This window comes from Geobacter sp. DSM 9736 (genome assembly GCF_900187405.1).
Classification (GTDB): domain Bacteria; phylum Desulfobacterota; class Desulfuromonadia; order Geobacterales; family Geobacteraceae; genus DSM-9736.
The window spans coordinates 3803602-3827746 of the sequence record NZ_LT896716.1 but is presented as its reverse complement, the minus strand read 5'-3'; the positions used below and the strand labels follow the sequence as shown (position 1 = coordinate 3827746).

Here is a 24145-nt window from a genome sequence, read left to right as displayed (position 1 = left end):
GGGGTATCCGCAACACATCCGTCTCCTCCACATACCTCAATCCATGTGGCCGTGAACCTCTTCAACGAGGAAACGGCGAATCTCTGCTGGGGGTGGTGGAGTAAGAAGAGACACGATGATTATCACCGTCAGTACGATGGGCACGCCGCACAGAGCAGACGAGGTGACCGGAAAGAGCTCGGCAATGACAGGAAACACCCCACCGAAAAGGGGCGCCGAGAAGGTGATGAGTATGCCGAGCAGCATGCCGGCGATCACTCCGTAGCGATTGGTCCTGCTCCACCATATGCCGAGCAGGAACACGGGAAAGATCGTGTTTCCGGCCAGGGCAAACGCAATAGCAGTTATCTCCGCGATAAGACCCCAGGGTTTTGCCGCCAGAAGATAAACCACAGTTGCCAGGACCAGAACCGACACCTTGGCGATCGCCATTTTCTTGGCCTCTGAGACGTTTGGGTTTATGAGGCGGTAGTAGATATCATGGGAGAATGAAGCAGCACCAGTGATGAGAAGACCTGCGACGGTGGAAAAAGCGGCACTGACCGCTCCCGCCGCCAGAATGCCGATGAGCCATATCGGCAGATTTGCTATAACAGCTGTACGAACGACGATGATGTCGGCCATCTTTGCGGCCACTTCGGGAGAAGGCATGAATCCCCCCTTTGCTTCCAGCAGCTTCGCAAGAACAGCATAGGCGGGGGCAGACCAGTAGATGAGAGCGATGAAGAAGAGGCCCCACACGACGCTCCAGCGGGCATCGCGGATGTTGGGTTGTGTGTAGAAGCGGGAGAGCACGTGGGGAAGGCCGGCAGTGCCGACCATGAGGGTGAAGCAGAGGGCCGACCAGTCGAAAATAGAGCCTGAGGCGAAAGGGGCGGCAAGGTTGATGTTGAAATCCCGCACCAGCTCCTCGATGGCTGCTCCGTAGCCGAACTGGGGAAGCAGCCAGAAATAGCCGAGCTTGTAGTTGAGGAACATGAGAGGCAGGATGAAGGAGATGATCATGACAGTGTAATGCAGCTGCTGGTTTCTGGCGACTCCGAGCATGCCGCAGAGAACCACATACGATATGGCCACCACAGCCCCGAGCAAAAGGCCACGGCTGTAATCGAGGCCGAAGAGCCAGGCGAAGACCATGCCGATTCCTTTGAACTGGGCTACCGAATAGATCACCGAGATCATGACCGATATGACAGCCGCCAGAAGCCTGGCTATTCCGGATGCATACCTGTCACCCACGAAATCCGGAGCGGTATATTTGCCGAAGCGCCTGATCTGCCCCGCCATCAGCACAAGCAGCAGCACGTATCCCCCCGTCCACCCGATCACGAATGCGAGGGCGAAGTACCCCTTCAGGTACAGCATCCCGGCAAGCCCCAGAAAGCTTGCCGCGCTCATCCAGTTGCTGGCGATTGCGGCTCCCCCCCCCATCCGGCCGGTATACCGGCCGGAGACGCCGTAGTCGAAGGTGTCGCGGGACTTGGAGGCAAGCCCGGCTATAATGAAGGAACCCAGCACCCCGGCAACGATGATGATGGGCCATGGATTGACTGTATTCTCAATCATGGGATCTGTCTCTCCTGCGGCTGTGGCGCTCGCTGAGGCGGTCTATGTAGAGGTTGAAGATTATGCAGAGGATGATGAACCAGAGGGGGAGAAACTGACCGGTAAACCAGAAGTTGAACGGGAGGTTGAAGAAGGTGAGCCTTGTGAGAAGGCTCTCGCCCGCCGGCGTCTCCGCCACCAGGCTCAACAGGAGCTTGAACCCGAAGGTCATCATGGCCCAGGCGATCAGAATGAGGAAGATTATCTTCACTTCTTCCTGCATGTACCCCTGCTTTGGCCGTAGTATATTTATCTCGCGAAAGGGTTTCTCCGTCATGGGGTCTCTCCCTCATTCAGATGACTATAAAATGATTATCCCGCTGCTGCAATTGTCGAGTCCTCCACCGGCTTCATGACCTCCCGAAGCACCGACGTGGCGTAAGCACCACGAGGTAGAAAAAAACGGAGCAGGATGGAGTCCTCTTCCGCCTCCACCTGCGGCTCCCCGAGGGGCACGCGCAGCGGACGCCGTTCCCCCTGGAGATGGCTCCCCCCCTCTCTGAGAAAGGCATCGTCACCGAACCCTTCCTCCTTCAGGAGACCATCTTCCAGCTCACGCGGAAAGCCGGAGGGGTGCGACATGCGCGAGCCAAACATGGGGCCGCTGGGAGATATCTCCAGCCGCAGTGCCCGCGGCGCCTCAACCGCCTCATCCTCGACGAGGAAACAGGCGCCGTTGTCGTGACGAAAAGCCAGATCACCCGTCAACACCTGATCGTAACGGTCGAGCCGCCGGTCCAGAAGCCGGTCGAAAAGCGAAGATTGCCATGCGGAGAGGAACAGACTCTTCAGCCGCGGGTTGAGAGCCTTGATGGCCCGGTCGAAACGCTCCGGACGCTCCAGGAGGCGCCGGACGAGGTCCCGTTCAGTGCGGCAGTGTCCAGGGAAAAGCCGCAGGCTCTCATCCAGATCTCCACGACGGTACGCCTCGACGGCGCTTCTCCAGCGCTCGTCCCTTACAGCCTCCGGCTCTCCGATGAGTGCGTCCACCGCCCCCTTCCAGTCCCCCAGCAGAAGAGCACGACCGACGACATGGGAATTCCCCTGGCTGCCGTAGCGCTGAACACCGAAGTAGTTGGGGACGCCGCGCGTTTTCAGTATTTCCAGAACCCGTGTTGCATTATCGAGAGCACCTTCCGAAACGCCTCGAACGCGGAGGGCAAAGTGGTTTCCGACAAGGTGCCCGGGTTTGAGCTTGTTTCGGTGCGGCCTGGCCGACAGCACCTTCATCCCGGAAAGTTCAAGCTCCAGCAAGCGCTGCGGAGCCACCCGCGGCACCGAAATTGTCTGCCGGGTAACGCCGCGGGCATCCTTCAACCCGGCATACCCGATCTCCCGCTCCGAAACCTGCATGGCGGCACCCAGGCGACGGATTGCCTCGAATGTCGTAAGCCCCCGCTTCTCGATCTCGACATAGACATGCTCCCCCTCCCCGCACGGAAGGTAGGAAGGGACCTCGGTCACGACGAAATCCTCGGGGATCTCCTTGATAGCGCCGCCGGTGCCGGGGATATGGGAGGTAATGTAATCACGCATGTGTGCTGTTCTTAACCTTCGCTGGCTCGACTTCGACTTGCCTGCCCTTGCGCCGCATGTCCTCTTCGGGGCTTTGCCCCGTACCCCACGTACTTTCTTTGGCTCGGCTCCAAAGAAAGTACGCAAAGAAAGATCCGCCCTAAACATTCCGTCCCTTCGGGATGCCCTCCTTCGTCTGCCGGGCGGGGGATGCTGCAAAGTCGCTTCGCTCCTGGGCAGCCTCCCCCTTCCCGCCCGCCTTCCTCACTCGGCGGAATGTAATGAGGAGGCCGCGGCGCGCGGCCTAAAAGCTTTTTCGTCTTTAACCCCCTTCGCCGCAGCCGAGTGAGTAAGGCAGCTCGCGGAAAAGGCAGCACCCTGAGCGCCGCGAATTGTGCCGCCGCGCGAGCTGCCGACGGAGCGAGGGAAGCCGCTGAAAGCGGCCAAGGCGTCAGGGGCGGCTTTCTTTGCTTACTTTCTTTATCCGCATAAAGAAAGTAAGTGGGGTCAGGGGCAACGCCCCTGGAAACGAAACATTGAGGAGCTACGGTTCTGACCTAACCAGAGATCAAGCTTTCCTATATTGCATGAAGTATATCTTATGACCCTCCGCAAGGAACTTGAGCATGTACTTCGAAAGGTGATACCCATCAACTTCATGCCGGTACAGGTCCGGCGCCAGCCGGTTCTCCATCCCCTCCACCCCCGGCAGCATCCCCGCAACATCTATCCCGTAGTCGGCAAAGTCGGTGGCGAAGTTGAACTCCCCTCCGGGAGCAAGGTACTCCCGCAGAAGCTCTACGAACTGCCGGTTGACGAGGCGGCGCTTCCGATGCCGCTTCTTGGGCCACGGATCGGGGCAGTTGATGTAGACCGCCGCCAGCGACCCCCTTGTGAGCTTTTCGGCAATGAACTCGCGCGCCTCTACCCGCACGACCCGCACGTTCGTTACCCCGTGCCGCTCGATACGGCGGCAGGTCTTGAAGCACCCCTTGTTGTAGTAGTCGATGGCGATAAAATTGATATCGGGGCGATCCTGGGCCGTCTTCACGATGAAATCGCCGATCCCGCAGCCTATCTCCAGCGCCAGCGGGTTATCGTTTCCGAATATCTCCCGCCAGTCGGCAGGAGAATCAATGTTTTCCGTCTTGAGGTAGTATGGTGAATCTATGTGAATGAATGATTGCACGTGAAAGGTCCGGTTTTTTTGGGCGTAACCATATCACAGCCCGACCGCACGAGAGAAGGCAAATCTACGGTGGAAGCCATTCGGGGGGCCTGGGATTGCCATTTGGGAACAGGTATGGTATAGCCGTAGGGCTGAAATTCATAAGATAAGGATTTTAAAGATGAAGTTTACCGAGTTCCCCCTGCCTGAACCTGTTATGCGCGGGATCACCGATGCCGCTTTCACCGACTGTACACCCATCCAGGAGCAGACCCTGCCGTTGGCTCTTGCGGGGCGCGACGTGGCGGGGCAGGCCCAGACGGGCACGGGGAAGACAGCCGCTTTCCTGATAGCTCTCTTTGCAAAGCTTCTCAAGGAAGAAAAGCAGGACCCAGCGAAACGCCCGCGAGCGCTCATCCTCGCCCCGACACGGGAACTTGTCGTGCAGATCGAGCAGGACGCGCAGCTCCTGGGGAAGCACGCCGGATTGACCATCCAGGCGATCTACGGCGGCGTCGACTACATGAAGCAGAAAAACGCCCTCAAGGAAGGGGCCGACGTGGTCATCGGCACTCCAGGGCGGCTCATCGACTACCTGAAGCAGAAGGTCTACACCCTCAAGCACATCGAAGTGCTCGTCATCGACGAGGCGGACCGGATGTTCGACATGGGATTCATCGCCGACCTGCGCTTCATCCTGCGGCGCCTCCCCCCCTTCGACGCACGGCAGAACCTGATGTTTTCGGCAACCCTGAACACGCGCGTGATGGAGCTCGCCTACGAGTTCATGAACCTGCCGGAAAAAGTCTCGGTAACGCCTGAAAAGATGACCGCCGAGCGGGTCGACCAGGTTCTCTACCATGTGGCGAGGAAGGAAAAGTTTCCCCTGCTGCTGGGGCTGCTCCGGAAGGAAGGAATGGAGCGGACGATGATATTCGTCAACACGAAGCGTGAAGGGGAGTTCCTCCACGACCGGCTCAACGCCAACGACTTCCCCTGCCGGATCATCTCGGGTGACGTCGAGCAGAAGAAGCGGCTGCGGATTCTGGAACAGTTCAAGGAAGGAAAGCTCCCGATCCTCATCGCCACCGATGTTGCATCCCGCGGCCTACACATCGAGGGGGTCTCCCACGTCATCAACTACGACCTCCCCCAGGACCCGGAGGACTACGTCCACCGCATCGGCCGCACAGCACGGGCGGGCGCGGAAGGGAAGGCGATTTCCCTGGCTGACGAGGACGGCGCGTTCTTCATCGAGGCAATTGAAGAATTCAGCAAACAGAAGGTCCCCACCGAATGGGCTGAAGACGACATGTTCGTCCACGACTACAAACGGACGGCAAGGCCGAAGCCTAAACCGAAGCCCGAAGCGAAAACCCACGGCAAGACCCACGACCGCCCCCACGCAAAGCCGGGAGAAGCGGCGGGTGAGGTTAAGAAGAAGCGGCGGCGGCCGCGGAAGAGGAAGCCGGCGGGGAATGGGGAGAAGCAGGGGGATGGGGGGCAGAAGCAGGAGTAGGTGCTTCAAACCCCGTTACATGAAAAAGGGAGCCGAGGGAGCCGAGAGGCTCCCTTTTCACATTTAACACTAAAACTACTCAGATTACGCGATACAGGATGCCAGATCTGATGTCGGGACCTGGTCACTACCGACCCGGCCCTTACTCTACCCTACTCAACTTATTAACTATGTCCCCTTAGCCCACCCGCGCAGTGATATTCACACAGTGTGGTATCTAAGACTGGTTCCTTGTCAATTGTGTAGGTCTGACCCCATACGCCTTCCCCATACGCCTTCCTCTTTACGTGGTTGTAAATCCCATTTCTTCATAAATGGAAAATGGATAGACCCTTTATCTTTCCTCTAGTGATTCGCTAGCTGCAGGCCGACCGCGCAACCTTTCTGGCGTCATCCCGACGCATCGACGCCCCAAGGTCCAGCCAATGGATGATGTTGTAGTAACGATACTTTTCGCTGCCGACGTATTCACGAAGAATTGACTTGATTCGCTTAGCCGGGAACGCCCGGACAGCCATTACAGCCGCGGCTTTACGGACCCCATCTGACTCGTTGTTGAACAGGGAGAGCAAGGCATCTCGCGATATTTGCGAGAACCGTGATTCAGAACATAGTCCAATGGTTTTCTTCAAAATAGCCGCTGGCATCTCAAGAGAAAGAAGATCTGAGATCGAGTGTCCCTTCCCGATTGAAGTTATGGCCCTCGCGACTTCAAGTTGAAACTCCTCATCACTCGACATCGTTAACAGTGTTGTACCGATCTTTGGCCCCTCGGCGTTTGCAAGCATGGGTATATCAGTCCACTCCCCATGCTTCCCCAAATACTCTGCATCAAGCTTTGACGTTCCTGCATAGCCGTCTCGGAGGTTAGCTCTAATCCTCTGCAAATCCTCTGGCTTTTGGGCCGCACACAGAACATTCAACCCTCGCCTTGTGAGCTCTTTACGTAAAAAATCTTCCAAGTCTCTCGTCTTCTTGACAAGATCCTTACTGGCGGAACTATCACCAAAAGCAGACTCCGTCCGTTGCATTTGCTTTTCGAAATATGTACTGAACTTGTCGTCCACGTCGCGACGAAGCTCAGCGGCACGGTTTCTGAAATACCTCTCAGCAAGAGCGAAGTACGCAGCGTCATCATACATTAGGCACGCGCCGACAATCTTCTCCAACTCCGCCTCAGAATGTCTCTTCAATACATCCAACTGATATTGCTGGAAAAGCTTCTCTCCCCTCTTGTCTGTGTCTGTCACAATGCCTAACCCTAAAAGACCAGGCCTAGGTTGCTTTTGTGTCTGGACGAGGATCTTCTTAACTCCCTCCACAGTTAGAGGCTTGCCAAGATTCAAAAGTACCGCGACTGCCTTCCTGCGCACCAGAGCATCACTATCCCCAGATAGTCGCTCCGCCATACTAATATCCAGCGCACCCCGGCCATGCAGCGCCTCCATTACGCTCAGTCGAACCTTTGGGCTGCGATGTTCAAGACCAAGAAGTAGAGCTGAAGTTTCTACTCCATCGAAATCCACTAGCACAGACCTCAGCAGATTGTCATTGAGTGCTTCGAACTGTGATTCAAGGACCAGCTTTTGAGCCGCCTTCGTCTGCCCAGTTCGAAGCAGTATCGCAACCATGCACTCAAGTGCGTTACGAGATGTACCATAGTCGCTACGATCGTATTCCTTTTTCGCGATTACCAGATCACCCGCAGTGCCGCATTTGGCAAGATATCCTAACCCTGCTGTCCGCACTTTGGCCGATGCATTATCTGAGAACCAGGCATCTATAATCCAATCTCTTTTGACCGTGTCGTCATCCGTCGAAAGATCAAGTTCTAATACGCTCAAAACTGTGATTGCTCCAACCTGCTCGTTCTCGTTGGCTCCTACAAACGATGAGACGATGGCGGGATTGAGCGTTGAATCCGCTAGGGCAGAATACCAGCACCACATGGGTACATTCTCGTTAGCAAGATGTTCAAAGCCCAAACGAGCCAAGCAGCGTGTCTCTCTCTCACCCAATTTCGTTCCTTCGATTTGTGCAGCAAAGAGGATATTAATATCATGGACTCCTAGATTCATCACCTCGTTGCCCGGTTTTGATACTGAGTTTGCCAGCAATCTAAACCGCGCAATATCATTTGCACTGAGCGAATCCAAAGAATCTGGCTGCTTTAACCTTTCAACAAGTCCCTCAAGAAATTCAAAGCCTTCAACAGACAGCGGCGACGATTCGCGCCCTTTGTAACCCTCCCTTACCTCCCCAGTATCTGACAAAGGACTTTTCGCACGCAGCTCGTCTGGCTCGGATGATTCATGTTCGGCCCTGATGCGATTCACATACGTGGTGACGCATTTCCTGGCAAGTATTTCCATATCACGTACCGTCAAAAAGTTCTGGAATAGAATCTTCTTTCCAGCGATGATCTTTTCTCTAAAATCCACTACTTTCTTCAGGTCAGGACCTGGATCCACCATGAACTCGTCTGGGATCTGCTTGAAAAAGAGCGATATTTCTGGACTCCCGGTCTTCTCGCGCCTTGCCACCGATCGTTCGAATTCCTCATGGAACCCAGAGGAGAATGCGCCGCCGTGGTCTGGCTGGGTACCCCACCTTTTCCAGATCATTCCAAGAAATAAATCGCACCGATCGAGATCTTGATTTATTAGATGCTGCGGGCGACCGAATCCCGCAACTGTCTCTTCCCAACCAACCAGTTCGACTTGATAACCAAGCTCATTCGCCCAAGACTCGTTGAATTCGTCAACAACTTCTCGAATGGCTTTTCTCTCTTCTTGGAGGTCGCCAGGAGAGGCCAGAAATGCTCGGATGATCTTACGAGTGCTAAACATGACTGAGTACCGAAACTTGAAAATTGAATGAAAACTCATCAACAATTAGCATATGTCCTTTTTTCCTTTTTTTCTCTTCTCATCAACGTCACAAGCCTGACCGGCGCTTGTCCAGTCGTGGCGCTGGTTGAACATATTCGTCGGGGCGCGACTCACTTACTCTCAAGACTTCGTTGCAAATTGCCGCCTAGCGATTGCAGCATAGGCCAAAGGTTTATCTTCCAATGTTACACTTGATCCTTTAAACGCATTGAATACGGCCGGAGCAAGCCCAAACCCAGCAGCCACAAGACCGAAAGCCAGATCTTTATCTAGGATAGCTTTATAGCCACTCACCGCCGATCCAGCTATTGCACAAAAATCACCGAAGGTAACAGTTGGCCATTTCTTTTCTTCTGTCATTCTGGAGGAAATCTCTTCTACCATCTCTTGCAAATCACCTTTAGTGTGATCGAGTCGGTAAATACGAGCATCTTCATTTTCTATCGTTGCGATTTCCGAGACTTGTTTTTCTATTTCTCGTCGAAATGCTTTAAGTTCACGACCATACTTAGCCTTAAATTCAGCTAGCCGCCCAGGCTGAATTGCGCTCGTTGGCGATGGCAGTACTCCCTCCAGAATGACTTTACGAGCGACGTTGGCTTCTTTCTTAAACGTACCGTGGGGAATGAAAGGATTAAGCAGTCTCTCGTTTTCTGTGATCGGATAATAGCGATCTCCGCTGACCAATTGTCCTAAAACTGCGGCTAGGTACGCCATAAAGAGATTTGCTGTTCTAGGTTCAACCTCGTACCACACACCTGAATCATCAGGATTTTCTCTCGCTAAATCCCTTTCAACTAGCATGTCACCAACTTCTCTTAATTTTTCCATGTGGACCTTCACCCAGGGAATCCTGTACTGAAAGGGATGTCGTCGGTAAACTTTGTCGAGATGTTGAATGAAAGAAGTGGCGAAATTCCGTAAATTATACAGGTACATTCCGGGGACAAGTTGCGTGACAAGCTGTTCCTTAACCAGTTCACGCATGTATGTTCCGAGCTGCTGCGGGTCGTAAATATATTCCGACGGCACAATCGCACCCACTTCATCCCAGTATAGCAAAACCCTCGTAAACCAACTGTTTCGTGGCACCTCGATGTAAGGGTAGTATATTGCACAAGATTTCATACGTCGTCCTTCCTGTGTTTTCTTGTTCAACTACTTATTGACCAGTTAAAGCATCCTATTTAAGATACTGAGATCTAATATAGGATGCTTTTCGGCAGCTTAAATAGGATGCCTACAATGGCATTATTGCATCTTGTACAGGATGCTTTTTCCAAAAAAAACTTGCTACTTCCTCTTGATTTTAAAGACATCGGGAGGAACTCTTCCTTCCAGCTCAGTGCCGCGAATCCGGCTATAGGGGACAAACCAGAGCCTCTGTTCGGCGCTCCATCTTCCCCCCGCCGCCTTTACCAGCTCCCGCAGGTCCTTCTCCCTATACCCCACAGCCACCGGCACGACCTCCTCGTCCCGTGGCGGCCCTGCAGGTTGCCACGCCTTCTCCTCGACGACAAGCTCAACGGTTTCATCCTGACGCCACGGCTCTCGTCATACCGGTACCGGACATAGAGCAGACGATCCCCGTACAATTCCATGAGCTTCTTCGTTCCCTTCTGGCCCGCCTTAAGGTTCAATCGCGACTTAATCATGCCCTCGCAATACGGAAAATACTATTCACATCTCACCTGATTGCTCCCACCTTCTTGGCACGGCCCCGAAACTAGACGCCCTCCAATTAAGACGCACTATAATTCCCTCTCCCAACAATGTAAAGACCATCATCGCGTATGCGCCCCCGGCTTCAGCTTGATGAGCTGAAAGAAAGACAGATAAACCCGACGCACACAGGATCGATCTGTTCCAGCTATCTCTGACTATTGACCATGTTCACGAGTGAGCCCTGTCTTGGATTAAAAAATATCCCCCTGCACAAGCCGTGTCAGGGGGATATAGGAGACTTCATAAAAGAATGGAGAGATGTCGGGCTTCAGGGAACTCCGCGATTGGATTGAAGTCACGGAGGTTTCAAGTTCAACCGACCAGGAGCCGCTTCACAGCTGCCACAAACTCCCGGCCTTCTTCCAGCTTCAAAGCTGCATCCGGCTCCACGATCTCCTCGTCGATATCGTAATCAGCAATCTCCCGTATCTTGCGGGCATTGATGAACATCCGGTGGTACCGGGGGTCAAGCTTCCCCGTTTTGGCAAAGTGAAAGCCGAGGGCGGATTCCACTGCTGAATGCTTGACCACATCAATTCCTTCTGAGGCGAGCAGCGCCTTGGCGGCATAAAACATGGCTGTAATAGACTTTGCTGGCGGCATCGGGAGAATATCGTCGTACAAGGAGTTCAGCCGCAACATTCAGAGCATGGTCCGCCTTCTCAAGAAACAACCTCACTTCCTCGGTCATACCCTGATCCCTTCCCGCACCACGTTCCGGTAGAACGAGAACCCTGCCGCGATGCCCCGCTGGAAACGTCTTTCCGGAATTACCTTGAGAGAAATGGTCGGCCTGAAGTCAAAGTCCCACATGACACTGTACGCGGCATCGTCGAGAGCCTGCTCCAGTTCAGGAGTTTTTTCGTCTACGACGGCCAGCAGATCCAGGTCCGAATCCTCCGCGGCGTCTCCACGGGCACGGGAGCCGAACATGATCATCTGCCGGATGTGCCCCAAAACCTCCGGGGGGAGGCGGCGTTTCAGATCCTCTATGATTTTCTTGTCCACGTCGCCCATCTCTCTCCCAACTTCCTGAAAAATCGAGGCAACTATAGCAGATGTCTCAGTACAATCCAATCTTCTATCCAAGCATCCCGCGCATCTTGGCGAAGAAGTCGTTTGCCATCTTGTCCGCCTCCTCCTCCGTTGCGGCAGCTGCGGCTGCGCCCTTGCTGCATGCCAGGAGGTGCTCGGGGATCTCGTCGAGAAAGCGGCTCGGGGTCCGCTCCTCCAGCTTCCCGTACTTCTTGCGGTGGAGGCAGCGGGTAATCACGAGGTGCTTTCGGGCGCGGGTGATGCCGACGTAGCAGAGGCGCCGCTCTTCATCGATGGTGAAGTCCACCTCGATGGACCTCTTGTGGGGGAGTATCTCCTCTTCGAGCCCCACGAGGAAGACGCAGGGGAACTCAAGCCCCTTGCTGGAGTGGAGCGACATGAGGGTCACCGCGTTCCGCTCCGGCTCCTTCTTGTCCTTTCCTGAGAAGCGGTCCTCGTCCATTAGGGAAACCTTCTCGAGAAACCCGGAGAGAGTCGGGCGCGTGCTCCTCTCCTCGTAAGCGGCGAACGAATTTACCACCTGCTCGACGTTTTCAACCTTTCGCCGCGCCGTGTTCCGGTCTTCCACCGTCCGGTAGAGTTCCTCCTCGATCCCAACCTTTTTCAAGAGATCGCGGGCCTTCTCAGCCAGATTTTCGCCGTCGGAAAAGAGCGCCGCCTGCTCAGTTAGGAACCGGTGTAATCCAAGGACCTTCTCCCGCGCCTGCTCCCCGAGATCTTCAACTTCCGCCGCCCGGCCCAGGGCCTCGAAAAGGGTGCACTCCTGCCGGGCCGACCATTGGTTGATCTTCACGATGGTGGAGTCGCCGATGCCGCGCCGGGGGAAGTTGACGATGCGAAGGAGCGACTGCTCGTCCTGGGGGTTGTCGAGCACCTTCAGGTAGGAGATGGTGTCCTTCACTTCCTTTCGCTCGAAGAACTGCATCCCCCCGATGAGAATGTAGGGGATCGACTCGAACCGTAACTGCTCTTCGAAGGCCCTGCTCTGGGCGTTGGTCCGGTAGAGGATGGCGAAGTCGCCGTACTCCATGTTGTGCTTGAAGGCTTCGGCCTGTATCCGCTCCACGACCGTCGAGGCCTCTTCCTCCTCGTCGTGGGTGACGATCAGGTCGATGAGCCTCCCCGATCCGCTCGACGTCCAGAGGCTCTTCTCCTTCCGTTTCCCGTTGTTGCGGATAACGCTGTTGGCAGCTTCCAGGATGTTCCCAAGGGAGCGGTAGTTCTGTTCGAGCTTCACCACCCGGCATCCGGTGTAGTCGTGCTCGAAGGCGAGGATCTTCTCCACATCCGCTCCGCGCCAGCCGTAGATCGACTGGTCGTCGTCCCCCACCACGCAGAGGTTGCGGTGCTTCTCCGCCAGGAGGTGGATGAGGAGGTACTGGGATGGGTTCGTGTCCTGGTATTCGTCCACCATGATGTACTGGAAGTGCTCCTGCCAGCGGCTGAGCGCCTCGGGGAAGCGGCGGAGGATCTCCACCGTGAGCATGATGATGTCGTCGAAGTCCACCGCGTTGCATGCCTTGAGAGCGGACTGGTAGCGGGAGTAAACCGCGGCGACGGCATCCCCCCGCTCCTCCCCCGTTCCCGGCTGGTAGCGCTCCGGCGGCACGAGAGCATTCTTCGCGGCCGAGATTTTCCAGAGGATCGTCTCGCCGTCGATCTTCTTGGCGTCCACCCCCGCATCCCGCATCGCCTGACGGACGAGCCCAAGCTGATCGGAAGTGGAGTAGATGGAGAAGTTCTTCTTGTAGCCGAGAAGGCCGATTTCACGGCGGAGGATGCGGACGCAGAGGGAATGGAAGGTGGCAATGATCATACCCTCGCAGCGCGCCTTCCCCACGAGCTCCCGGACCCTCTCCTGCATCTCCTTGGCGGCTTTGTTAGTGAATGTAACCGCCAGAATCCGGTCGGCCGGAACCCCCTTCTCAAGAAGATGGCCGATGCGGCAGGTAATTACCTTCGTCTTACCGGACCCCGCGCCTGCCAGGACGAGGAGGGGGCCTTCGGTATGTTTAACCGCAGCCAGCTGCTGCGGATTGAGCGTGCGTAAATCTAGCATATGAACCTTGTCTGTTTCTGGAGTATCGGATGAGGGTCAGGCTGCTGAGAAACGTAGCGAGGAGGCCGGGATGCGAGGCGCAAGCGAGCGAGGGAGCGAGGCGTAGCAGCGCTACGTTGAGCTTCCGTAGCGAGTGGCAACAAAGCAGATCGGCCCCGCAGTAGTTTATCAGCTGCCTGAACAGCCGGGCGAATGCCCGGCCGTTCATGGATAGCAGAGGGGAACCGGTAAATCAAGAAGGCGAGTTTTGTGCCAAGGGGGAGCAATTGCAAAGGCCAAATCGCTATGTTATAAGCTCATAATCATTCGAAGGAGCCCCCATGGAAAAGCCCGCCGCAGAAGCCCGCATTCAGGCATTGCGCAACGACATAAACCGGCACAACCACCTGTACTACGTCCTCGATGCCCCGCAGATCACCGATGCCGAATACGATCTCCTCATGCGGGAGCTGCTTGAGCTGGAAAACCGGTTTCCGGAACTAGTGACCCCCGACTCGCCGACACAGCGGGTGGGCGCGAAGCCGCTGGAGAAGTTCGCCCAGGTGACCCACCGCATTCCGATGCTCTCTCTGGAGAACGCGCTGACTGATCAGGATATCGCCGACTTCGACGGACGGGTGAAGCGTGAGCTGGGAATGGCTCTCTCCGCCGAAATCACTTACGTCTGCGAACCGAAGATGGACGGAGTCGCCGTGGAACTCGTCTTTGAAAACGGCGACTTCACCGTAGGCTCCACCAGGGGGGATGGCTTCACCGGGGAAGAGATCACCCAGAACCTGAGAACCATCCGGAGCATCCCCCTTCGCCTGCACACCGAGGCGCCCCCCCGGCTGCTCGAGATAAGGGGCGAGGTCTATCTCCCTCTCGACGCATTCCGGAAACTCAACCTGGAGCGGCAGGAAGCGGGAGAAGCCCAGTTCGCAAACCCCCGCAACGCTGCTGCCGGGTCGCTGCGGCAGCTCGACCCTCGCATAACGGCCAGGCGCCCCCTCTCCATCTTCTGCTACGGCCCGGGAGAGGTTGCCGGAGCAGGCTTCACCTCACAGAGCGAGTTCCTCGCAACACTCCCGCAGTGGGGGCTGCCGGTGAACCCGCGGGCTGAGAAGGTTAATGGTGTTGCCGGCATCCTCGCCTATTACGAGGGAATCGGCAAAGACCGGGATTCTCTGCCGTACGAGATCGACGGTGTCGTAGTAAAGGTGGATTCCCTCCATCTCCAGCGGGAACTGGGGGTGAAAAGCCGCTCTCCGAAATGGGCAATAGCGTGGAAATTCCCCCCGCGCCAGGCGGTGACCGTCGTAGAGGATATCATAACGCAGGTGGGCCGGACTGGGGTCCTTACCCCCACGGCGCTGCTGCGGCCGGTGGAGGTCTCAGGGGTCACTGTTTCACGAGCCACCCTCCACAACTGGGACGAGATGGAACGGAAGGATATCCGGATCGGCGACACGGTGCTCATCGAGCGGGCCGGGGACGTGATTCCGGCAGTGGTGAAAGTCCTCCCCGAGAAGCGGACGGGGGCTGAGCGTCCGCTTCCTGTTCCCTCTACCTGCCCCGAATGCGGCTCCGAGATTGTACGAATACCAGAGGAAGTGGCTGTGCGCTGCCTGGGGCTCTCCTGCCCCGCCCAGATCCGCGAGACCATCATCCATTTCGCCTCACGCCGCGCCATGGACATCGAAGGTTTGGGGATAAAATACATCGAACAGCTCCTGCGCCTGGGCCTCGTAAAGAATGTAGCGGACCTCTACTACCTCGTGAAAGACCAATTCATGCTCTTCGAGCGGATGGGGGACAAACTGGCGGAGAATCTTCTCAACGCCATCGAGAGCAGCAAGAAGCGTGAACTCGCCCGATTCATCTACGCTCTCGGCATCCGGCACGTAGGAGAGCACACGGCAAAGCTTCTCGCGGGGTCCTTCGGCAGCATCGAACACCTGGAGCGGGCAACGGAAGAAGAACTCCTGTCTGTCCGCGAGATCGGTCCCCAGGTGGCAACCAGCATCAGGACCTTCTTCGACAACGAGCAGAACCTTGAGGTAATCCGGCGCCTCTTCGCAGCCGGCGTATCCCCTTCGGTAGAGGAGAAACGGGTCGGCGGCCGCTTCACCGGAAAGACCTTCGTCTTTACCGGCGCCCTGACCCGCTTCACCCGCGAAGAGGCTAAAAAGCTTGTGGAAGGAGAAGGGGGGCACGCGGCCGGTTCCGTCTCCCGCAAGACCGACTTCGTGGTTGCCGGCGAGGAGGCGGGGAGCAAGCTGGAGAAGGCGCGGGAGCTGGGGGTGAAGGTGCTGACGGAGGAGGAATTTTTGGAGATGCTGAAGTAGAGGGTAGCTACCGCAGAGAATGCAGTGACATGTCATGCAAGACTGAATGATACGTTTCTTTCCCCTTCCTCTGCGTCTCCGGGCCTCTGTGGCAAATTATTTCGTGGGGGGTGAAAAAATGAAGATCCGCACCATGATTACTATTCGGGGACAGGTCCAGGGAGTGAGCTTCCGCTACTACACCCGGTACACCGCCGACCGGCTCGGCGTTCAGGGGTGGGTGAAAAACCTCCCGGACGGGAGCGTACAGGGGTGCTTCGAAGGTGAGGAGGAAGCGGTAAGGTCACTCATCGACTGGTGCCGCACCGGCCCACCGGCAGCCCGGGTGGACGAAGTGCAGGTGGAGGATGAGAGGTATACTGGCGAACTCGTCGGCTTCGAGGTGCGGCACTAGAGGAGGTTGTTGAAAAGCAGTCATCTCGCCCCCGTCCTCGTCGCTTCCTTGTGCGGCGTAGCGCCGCTACGCCTCCGCGGTCGCTCCTGCGGGTGCGACGATCTGACTGCTTTTGAACAACCTGAGTTGAACTTAATACGCTTGAGGCCTAAAGTCCGGATTCAGCGGCGTCAGATTCGCGATGATTCCGTCGTCGGCGACGACGATGGCCCACAGGCGTAGTACCCTCTGGGGCATAAACAGCGCTAGGTCGAGGAGCAGGAGGAGGAGCCGGCGGCGGAAGACAGGTTCTTATGAACTGTCTGAGTCTCCGGAAAGACCTGAGGTTGCTCAAAAATGGTCAGATCGTCGCACCCGCAGAAAGCCCCCGCGGAGGCGTAGCTGCGCTACGCCGCACAAAGGGGCTTTCGAGGACGGCGACGAGATGGCCGTTTTTCAGCGACCGTTACAATATAAAGTCGGTGGACAGGAAGTTCGACTGCCTCTCCCTGACAATGGCCGTAATCAGCTCCTTGTTGAGCTCGGTCTCCTTGGCCGCCACAAGCGTCCGGATCGAGAATGCCCGCAGTGCATCGGTGACGGAGAGGGTGCCCACGGCCGAATCCTTCCGGCCGGTAAATGGGAAGATGTCGGGGCCCCGCTGGCACTGGCTGTTGATGTTGACTCTGCTCACCTGGTTCACCAGGGGGTCGATGAGGTGGGCGAGGCTGTCCGGGTCCCTCCCGAAGATGCTAACCTGCTGCCCGTAGTCCGACTCCACGATGTAGCGGATGGGCATCTCCACGTCATCAAAGGGGACCACCGGGATCACCGGCCCGAACTGCTCCTCGGTCCAAAGCTTCATCTGATCGTTCACTGGATAGACTAGGGCGGGGTAGAAGAAGGTGGCGTTGACGCTCCCTCCCCCTTCGTTCATGACCTTCGCGCCGTGGCGCCTTGCATCCTCCACGAGCCGGGACAGGTACTCGGGCTTCCCCGCTTCCGGAAGCGGCGTGACGACCACCCCCGGCTCCCACGGCATCCCGCAGGGCAGTGTGTCCAGCGCCCTGACGAAGAGGCCGAGGAACTCCTCCACCACCTTCCGGTGCACGAAGAGTATCTTGAGCGCGGTGCAGCGCTGGCCGTTAAAGGAGAGGGTCCCGGTTACGCACTCTTCCACCGCGAGCTTCAGATCGGCATCGGGAAGGACAATGGCGGGATTTTTCGCTTCAAGCCCCAGTACCGACCTCAGCCGGTGCAGTTTCGGGTGGGCCTTCTGCAGGGGGCCGATGGCCCTGCTGCTCCCGATGAACGCGACGACGTCGATCCTCCCCGACTCCATGAGCGGGGGGGCGACGGTCCTCCCGGCTCCGAACACGGTATTGATGACTCCCGGCGGGAAGGCCTCCCGGAATGCCGGCAGGAGCGGCTGAAACAGAAGCACGCCGTGGCGCGGCGGTTTCATGAGCACGGTGTTACCCATGATGAGCGCGGGAATGAGGGTGGTGAACATCTCGTTGAGGGGATAGTTGAACGGCCCCATGCATAGTGCCACGCCCAGCGGCGCACGGCGGATCTGGCCGATGATCCCCTGCTCGATCACGAAGCGGGAGGAAACCCGGTCGAGATCCTTCACCGCATCGATGGTATCTTCAATGTAGGCTACCGTCCGGTCGAACTCCTTCTCCGCTTCCCGCAGGGGCTTGCCGATCTCCCACATGAGGAGCCGCACCACCTCCTGCCGCTGCTTCTTCATCTCGTAGGCGAATGTCTGGACGCAGGCGATCCGGTCCTTCACCGCCATCGTCGGCCACCGTCCCCTGCCGCTGTCGTAGGCCGCCACCGCCGCATCCAGAGCCTCCAGCGCCTTCTTCTCCGTCATCAGGGGGAACGCGCCGATCAGCTGCCGCGAAGGTCCGCTCGCTCGCTTCACGCAGACCGGCGAGTACACCTCCTCCAGCTGCCCGTTCCAGACAAGGAGCTCGCCGTTGATGAGGTACTCGGTAAGTGACACCGGCGAAGAAAGCCTGGCTTCTGCGGGAATGTCCGCCTCGGCGGGGAAGATTTCATGAATCGACGATGCTCTCGACATGGTGTTCTCCACAGGATGAATATGAGGAAGGGCGGGGGCTCGCACCGCGAAAAGAAGCCCCGCGGCTGGCGCAGGGCCGTTTTCACGATGCGACGCACGTTCCAGCCCCTTCTGCATTCCGACTTAAGGGCCGGCATTAGCGCAGATAAATGATAACACTCCGCAACGGGCTGTCAATGCGGCCGAAAGGCATGTCGCCGCCAGCCGCACCGGCACAGAATCACAAGCAAAGGAACGATGTCATGGCAAAAAAGGACGACTCACGTTTGGTCTACTCATCCGAACATGGGAGGATCTGCACTGGCTGCGGCAAGCCCACTGCTTCGTGCATCTGTCGTAAGAAATCAGTCACCGAGGGGGGGGACGGCATCGTGCGGGTGCGGCGGGAGAAGAGCGGCCGCGGAGGAAAGACGGTCATAGTCATCTCGGGAGTTCCCGGTAGCGCTGACGACCTGCGATCCCTCTGCACCGAGCTCAAGCGCCGCTGCGGCACGGGGGGTACAGTCAAGGACGGGGTGATCGAAATCCAGGGGGACCATCGGGACACTCTTCTGGCGGATCTCGAAAAAAGGGGATTTCGGGTGAAGGCGGCCGGCGGATAAGTCGACATCTTCTTTTTTAAATTCACTCCACCAGTATGGTCGTGCTTCAAAGAAGAAGCGGGGAGGAACCTTGCCCCTCCCCGCTCGCAATTGCCTCATTACCTCCCATCAGCGGCGATACATTCGCCGCACATCAAATCAAGCCGCGCTCTTGGAGGCGCGGCAATGCAACGCTACCAGACCCCGGTCACCGGAATATCTCCGGAGATACCGAAACCCGATACCACCGCATCGGTGCTGTTATCCCAGGCACCGTTGCCGTTAATATCCAGGTACCAGGTGGAGCCGCCGCGAACGACGCCGATTCTGGTCCGTCCGGTGCCGGTCCAGTCTCCGGTCACGGGAATATCTGTCGGTATGCCGAAAGAGTAAGTAGCATCACCGGCATCCCACGTACCGTTGCCGTTCATGTCGAGGAACCACGTATTGCCCCGTACGGCACCGATTTTTGTCGTACCGCTGCCGGTCCAGTCTCCGGTCACCGGAATGTCTGTCGGTATACCGAAAGAATATGTGGCATCGCCGGCATCCCACGTACCGTTGCCGTTCATGTCGAGGAACCACGTATTGCCGCGTACGGTACCGACTTTCGTCGTTCCGGTGCCGTTCCAGTCCCCTGTTACGGGCTTGTCCCCTGCAATCCCGAAGCTGAACGTCCTGTCTCCCTGATCGAAGATCCCGCTGTTGTTCGCATCCAGGGTCCAGATGCCCGCACGGAAGAAGCCGGCCTTGAACGCACCGTCACCGCTCCAATCTCCGGTGACAGGCCTGTCACCCGCGGCACCGAACAGGAAGGTTCTGTCGGTCGCATCCCAGGAACCGTTCTTGTTCAGGTCGAGATGCCAGGTGCCGCTGCGGAAGACGCCGATACCGGAGATCGGTGGTCCGGCGGCTGCGATGTTGCTGGGTGCCGAATCGGCAGTGGTAGTGGAGTAGCTGGTGATGGTGCTTCCGACGATGTTGGAGGCGATAACCCGGTAGTAATAGCCGGTAGCCGGGGCTATCGTGGTATCGGCGTATGCCGCAATGCCCCCCGTCGTCGCTCCCGTAGCAGACGGCACGACGGCGATAGTGGTCCAGGGGCCGACTGTTGAAGGTGCTCTCTGAACTGTCCAGTGGGTTTCATTCTTGGAATTGTCCGTCCACCTCAGATTTGACCGCAGCGGATCTCCGGACATGATGGCGGCAAGGTTCGAAGGCGCATCGGGAGCTATCGCCAGCGCAAGCGACCGCATCATGTCGTTCTCTTCATGGCTCAGAATATGGCAGTGCCAGACGAACTCCCACCCGAAGTTGGTCATCTGGTTAGTGGCCGGTGGGGTCAGGGCGCCTCCATCGGTGATGTTGATCTGGGAGAAGCCCATCATTGAGCCGAGAGGAGCCGAAGGATTCAGCGGACGAATGCTGTTGGGCAGCTTGAAGGGGACTTCCGCCGGCTTGGGCCGGAGTGCGACAATGGTATCTTCCAGCGGTGCAATCCTGATCGTCTCCTTCCACCCCAGTTCGTTCGGGTCGGGCAATCTCATGAATCCATCCCATCCGACGCGGTTGAGCAGTTGGACCTCGAAGAGATGGAAGTGGATGGGGTGAGTATCAACGCCGTTGTGCGTAATCTTCCAGATCTGGAACTCGCCCGGTTTGACGAGTTCAGTGGGGGGATCGACATAGTTCTGGAGGATGAAGTTCTGATTTGCCGCGTTCACGAATGGTACTTCGAGCCCAAGCTTGGCACTCATCCTTCCGAAGTCGTCGAAGGTCGCCCCCATTTCGTCGTGAATTGCCTTGGTCAGCATCGGGAAATTGCTCACGAGGGTTCCATCGGGCTGCCTGAAGCTCAGGGCAGTATCCGAGATCCGCGAGATACCCCAGTTGGGCCAGGTGGAAGGGAACGTGGTGTTGTAAGTGGAGTTGTAGGCGGTCTGGCCGACGATGATCGGATCCTGTCCGGATGCGAATACACCGGGGCTGGTGGATGTCGAGGCAAATGCGCTGTTCAGCGCGGCCAGTGTAGCCGGGCTGTAGCCGTCGACCGGGGCGGCTCCCCCGCTTCCGCTTACCCTTATCTGCATGACGGTCCGGATGTTAGGACCTACCCCGGGAGGAATCGGACCATACCCGCCGATGTCGCGGCGGTCGGGGGCGCCCGTATAGTAGTCGTAGTGCGGGTCTAGGGCGGGAAACGCCGTAGGTGCGTCATTGTAGAGAATTAGAGTCTGGCCGGCGTACTGTGAGAAGTCTACTATGATGTCCGCCCGCTCCGCCGGACCGAGGAAGAGCGTGCCGCCCCCCTCCGACTGCTGGAGCACGTTGCCGACGTTGAACATCGTAGGATCTGTATTCCACTGGACCGGCTGGTTGGGGAGAAGTACGGGCTTGGGCAGGAAGCCGCCTTCCGTCCCGATCTGGATCATGGCGGGGCCCCTCGTGGCAGGATCGGGCACTCCCCCTTCCCTGCCGTCGGTCGGCCAGAGCTCTGGGAACCCCGAAGTTGGAGCAGCCGGAACCATTCCTACTTCCGTCGGTGCGGTATAAATGGCTGCCGTGGCAGAAGCACCGCTGCCGCCGCCACCGGTGATGCTGACCGTCGGGTTCGAGGTATAGCCGCTTCCTACGCTGGTGACATCGATACCGGTGACCCGACCGAATGTGGGGCTGCCGGGAGTCAGGTCCACTGTTGCCACCGCGGTAGCACCCCTGCCGCCACCACCGGTGATGCTGACCGTCGGAGCCGAGGTGTAGCCGCTCCCCCCGTTGGTAAGCGTGACGCTGCTTACAATCGGGCTCGCCTTGTATATCTGAAGATTGAGGAACCGGTCGTGGGCGGCGTTCAGTACCCGCAGGCGGTATGCCTTCGGACTGACGGTGACTGAGGGATACGCGGTCCCATTGACTATCATCGTATCCAGAAATGCTTCAGCTCCCCAGGAGGGATTGGGGGTACCAGGCATCTCGGGGGGCTGGCAGAACCCGTTGGAGGCGGTTGCCGGGTCGCAATTTGGGTCGTAGAGGGGATTCGGCACCGGCCCATGAGTGATGCAATAGGGAACTACGGCATTGGGATTCGACCCGCAAATAGGGGTCGGTGGAAAGAACCAGGGGCCGTAATGCCACCGGCCGAAGTCATTCATCCCGCTCATGTTGGGATTGAAGGGGTTCTGGGCAGGCATGTAGACATGGGGCCACCAGAGATCGCCGGTAACGGCATAGCCCGGCTGGGTACCCCAATTCCACGTGGGATCGGTCTCCGGAAGGGTTGTCTCGTCCACATAGGTCTTGTCCTGGATGATGAGCGGAATCTGGTCTGCTGGAATGAGCCCGGCTGAGAGCAGGCTCTGCTCGGTGTCGTCAGTAAGCAGAAAACCCGCAGCCTCACCCACATAGACGTTGAGGCGCGTGATTCCCCAGGAATGATCGTGGTAGAACATGAGCCGCGAACTCTGCTGATTGCTCCAGTAGTAGGTTTGCGCTCCCGGGCCCGGATTGTTGGTCGCTCCCGGAACGGCACAGGTAGTCTGCCCGGCGCATGAGGTTATCGTATTCCCGTTCGCATCGAACCACATATCGGGCACATATCCGACACTGACCCCTTTCGGATAAGGGGTATCTTCCCCCTTCGGAGTAATCCACTGATGCGGCGTACCATCGCTGATCCAGGGAGAGTGCCCCCCATGGAGATGTAGAGTGGCGCGGTTCTGTGAGAACATCCCTGAAATCTCGGGGATGGGGAGCTTCGTCGCGGGATCATAATCGATCACGAACCCACCCGAACCCATAACGGTTGTATCTGTCGGGACGAAGAGATCTCCACCCGAACCGGTCGGAAGACTGTTGGTGAACTTGATGCGCACCGGCCGGTCCTTGCGGGCGATGATCAGGGGGCCCAGATACCGGAACTGCCTGACTGATGCATTGTTGGTGTTTGTCTGACGGTATCCCCGAAGCCTGGTCGGCGGGAGGTCGGAATGCATCTTCTCATTGTATTCGCCGATCTCGATCTCGTAATAATCCGACCCCGGATACGTGCTCCTGTCAGGGATCGCAACCGGCATGTACTGACCCAGGTTGTTTGCATTTGCCACCCCGAGCCCCGGAAGGGTATCCACGAATTTTCTGAGGGGAGGGCTGTTCGCCCAGTTCGGTGTGGCGAAGTAATCAGGCGTGCCTCCCGGATTCGGCACCGGAGTCGCTGCCAAGGCGGCGCCGGTTCCACAGGAAAGGACGGCGGTCGTCAGCAGGAACATCTTCTTCAACAGATTTCGCCCGTACATAGTTCCTCCTTGGAATATTTGACTCAAGTCTTCTTCAGTTCCCGGCTCCGCTGCTCACGCCCAGTGCCTGCTGTCTCGCGGCAAACGCCCGTTTCTTTACTTCCTGGACCTTCTTCTCCCGCTCACGCTTGGCGGCCATGGCCCTTTTTCCAGCAGACTCCTGACCGGCCTGCGAGCTGCCGTGTGAAATTTTCGGAGCGGCATACACCGTTGCAGCCAGAAAAATGGACAGAATCCCCCCTGCCGCCACTACACCCATCCTTTTCATACCCTCCTCCTCTCTTGTATGTCCTTGACGATCACCTGATCGCCCGGAATTCCAAATCGAAGGCCGGCGTCTGGTCAGCCCTACCGAGCCGGTCTTTCCCCGCTCGCCATGTCCCCCCTCTTCCCCCTGTTATCCTCCGCTTCCCTTGTAACCACCTGCGTACGTTTCTGCCTCACTGCCGCATGGTACTGCTCGACCCCTTTGCGTATCATTTCATCCGACAGCAGGAGTTTTCCCCCCGCGGCAGCGTCCCTCATGCCGAGCATCACCAGGTCGATGTCGATGGTGACTCCCTGCCGCTTCATGTTTCCCACGAAATTGACCCCGATTGCATAATTCACCCGATCCCGTTCAGTCTTCAGGGGACCAGCCTCTTCAGCCGAACCGGAAGCGGCCTGAAACACTATCGCCATGAACAGTGCTGAAAACGTTTTCACCCTGCCGAACATCATCATTAAAGCTCCCCCTCGTCTGCTCATGCAATATTGACCAAACCCGTAAAATTTAATTAATGAATTCTAGCAGTACGGACCTTGCTGTCAATTCCAGTACAAAATTTATTTTTGGGAAAACAGTAAAAAATGTTGGCTGGACTGCAGTTGCAGACATTGCTGATTCCGACTGGGAGAGAGCGGTCTCCGAAATTCTCCAGAAAATGATGAATGTATCACTGGAAA

The 24145-nt window shown here is 57.3% G+C and carries 18 protein-coding genes; 4 read left to right on the top strand and 14 right to left on the bottom strand.

Annotation, left to right across the window (positions count from 1 at the left end; genetic code table 11):
• Positions 1 to 36: 36 nt before the first annotated feature.
• The 4 genes from CFB04_RS17115 to trmB form a co-directional block, all read right to left on the bottom strand.
• The gene (locus CFB04_RS17115) at positions 37 to 1566 is read right to left on the bottom strand and encodes a VC_2705 family sodium/solute symporter (protein WP_088536526.1); all 1530 of its coding nucleotides are present in this window, start codon (positions 1564 to 1566) and stop codon (positions 37 to 39) included.
• Positions 1559 to 1882, bottom strand: coding sequence for a DUF4212 domain-containing protein (locus CFB04_RS17110; RefSeq protein ID WP_088536525.1), 324 nt, complete (start codon positions 1880 to 1882; stop codon positions 1559 to 1561). The genes CFB04_RS17115 and CFB04_RS17110 overlap by 8 nt, the downstream gene beginning before the upstream one ends.
• Before the next feature lie 35 nt (positions 1883 to 1917).
• Complete coding sequence (gene truD / locus CFB04_RS17105; RefSeq protein WP_088536524.1) at positions 1918 to 3141, bottom strand: tRNA pseudouridine(13) synthase TruD; 1224 nt, start codon at positions 3139 to 3141, stop codon at positions 1918 to 1920.
• 547 nt (positions 3142 to 3688) lie between these two features.
• Positions 3689 to 4309 carry a tRNA (guanosine(46)-N7)-methyltransferase TrmB gene (trmB, locus tag CFB04_RS17095; protein WP_088536522.1) on the bottom strand — a complete coding sequence of 207 codons (621 nt, stop codon included), beginning with the start codon at positions 4307 to 4309 and terminating at the stop codon, positions 3689 to 3691.
• Positions 4310 to 4469: 160 nt separating this feature from the next.
• Between trmB and CFB04_RS17090 the strand changes: the two genes are divergently transcribed.
• Positions 4470 to 5807: a DEAD/DEAH box helicase gene (locus CFB04_RS17090; RefSeq protein WP_088536521.1), complete on the top strand. Its 1338-nt coding sequence runs from the start codon at positions 4470 to 4472 to the stop codon at positions 5805 to 5807.
• 356 nt (positions 5808 to 6163) lie between these two features.
• Here the strand turns inward: CFB04_RS17090 and CFB04_RS17085 are convergent, their stop codons facing one another.
• The 6 genes from CFB04_RS17085 to CFB04_RS17060 all read right to left on the bottom strand — a co-directional run bounded on the left by CFB04_RS17085 (position 6164) and on the right by CFB04_RS17060 (position 13538).
• A complete protein-coding gene (locus CFB04_RS17085) occupies positions 6164 to 8656 on the bottom strand; it encodes a DUF4062 domain-containing protein (RefSeq protein ID WP_157698825.1) in 2493 nt (830 codons plus the stop codon).
• A gap of 162 nt (positions 8657 to 8818) precedes the next feature.
• Positions 8819 to 9685, bottom strand: coding sequence for a hypothetical protein (locus CFB04_RS17080; RefSeq protein WP_157698824.1), 867 nt, complete (start codon positions 9683 to 9685; stop codon positions 8819 to 8821).
• Positions 9686 to 9991: 306 nt separating this feature from the next.
• Entirely contained in the window at positions 9992 to 10156 is a 165-nt protein-coding gene (locus tag CFB04_RS18370) for a hypothetical protein (protein WP_231934260.1), read from the bottom strand.
• 579 nt (positions 10157 to 10735) lie between these two features.
• On the bottom strand, positions 10736 to 11065 hold the full coding sequence (locus CFB04_RS17070) for a HEPN domain-containing protein (RefSeq protein WP_088536518.1): 330 nt from the start codon (positions 11063 to 11065) through the stop codon (positions 10736 to 10738).
• 45 nt (positions 11066 to 11110) lie between these two features.
• Entirely contained in the window at positions 11111 to 11440 is a 330-nt protein-coding gene (locus CFB04_RS17065; protein ID WP_088536517.1) for a nucleotidyltransferase domain-containing protein, read from the bottom strand.
• 64 nt (positions 11441 to 11504) lie between these two features.
• Positions 11505 to 13538: an ATP-dependent helicase gene (locus tag CFB04_RS17060; protein WP_088536516.1), complete on the bottom strand. Its 2034-nt coding sequence runs from the start codon at positions 13536 to 13538 to the stop codon at positions 11505 to 11507.
• Between the two features lie 320 nt (positions 13539 to 13858).
• On the opposite strand from CFB04_RS17060, the gene ligA reads away from it, so the two are divergent.
• Entirely contained in the window at positions 13859 to 15865 is a 2007-nt protein-coding gene (ligA, locus tag CFB04_RS17055) for an NAD-dependent DNA ligase LigA (RefSeq protein ID WP_088536515.1), read from the top strand.
• 118 nt (positions 15866 to 15983) lie between these two features.
• A complete protein-coding gene (locus tag CFB04_RS17050; protein ID WP_088536899.1) occupies positions 15984 to 16259 on the top strand; it encodes an acylphosphatase in 276 nt (91 codons plus the stop codon).
• 445 nt (positions 16260 to 16704) lie between these two features.
• On the opposite strand, the gene CFB04_RS17045 is transcribed toward CFB04_RS17050, so the two are convergent.
• Positions 16705 to 18330: an NADP-dependent glyceraldehyde-3-phosphate dehydrogenase gene (locus CFB04_RS17045; protein WP_088536514.1), complete on the bottom strand. Its 1626-nt coding sequence runs from the start codon at positions 18328 to 18330 to the stop codon at positions 16705 to 16707.
• Positions 18331 to 18572: 242 nt separating this feature from the next.
• Between CFB04_RS17045 and CFB04_RS17040 the strand changes: the two genes are divergently transcribed.
• Positions 18573 to 18932, top strand: a complete 360-nt coding sequence (locus CFB04_RS17040) for a translation initiation factor Sui1 (protein ID WP_088536513.1) — start codon at positions 18573 to 18575, stop codon at positions 18930 to 18932.
• A gap of 173 nt (positions 18933 to 19105) precedes the next feature.
• Here CFB04_RS17040 and CFB04_RS18365 read toward each other — a convergent pair whose 3' ends face one another.
• The 3 genes from CFB04_RS18365 to CFB04_RS17025 form a co-directional block, all read right to left on the bottom strand.
• On the bottom strand, positions 19106 to 23200 hold the full coding sequence (locus tag CFB04_RS18365) for a multicopper oxidase domain-containing protein (protein WP_088536512.1): 4095 nt from the start codon (positions 23198 to 23200) through the stop codon (positions 19106 to 19108).
• 34 nt (positions 23201 to 23234) lie between these two features.
• Positions 23235 to 23468, bottom strand: coding sequence for a hypothetical protein (locus CFB04_RS17030; RefSeq protein ID WP_088536511.1), 234 nt, complete (start codon positions 23466 to 23468; stop codon positions 23235 to 23237).
• Positions 23469 to 23548: 80 nt separating this feature from the next.
• The gene (locus tag CFB04_RS17025; RefSeq protein ID WP_231934258.1) at positions 23549 to 23923 is read right to left on the bottom strand and encodes an FKBP-type peptidyl-prolyl cis-trans isomerase N-terminal domain-containing protein; all 375 of its coding nucleotides are present in this window, start codon (positions 23921 to 23923) and stop codon (positions 23549 to 23551) included.
• Positions 23924 to 24145 lie beyond the last annotated feature (222 nt).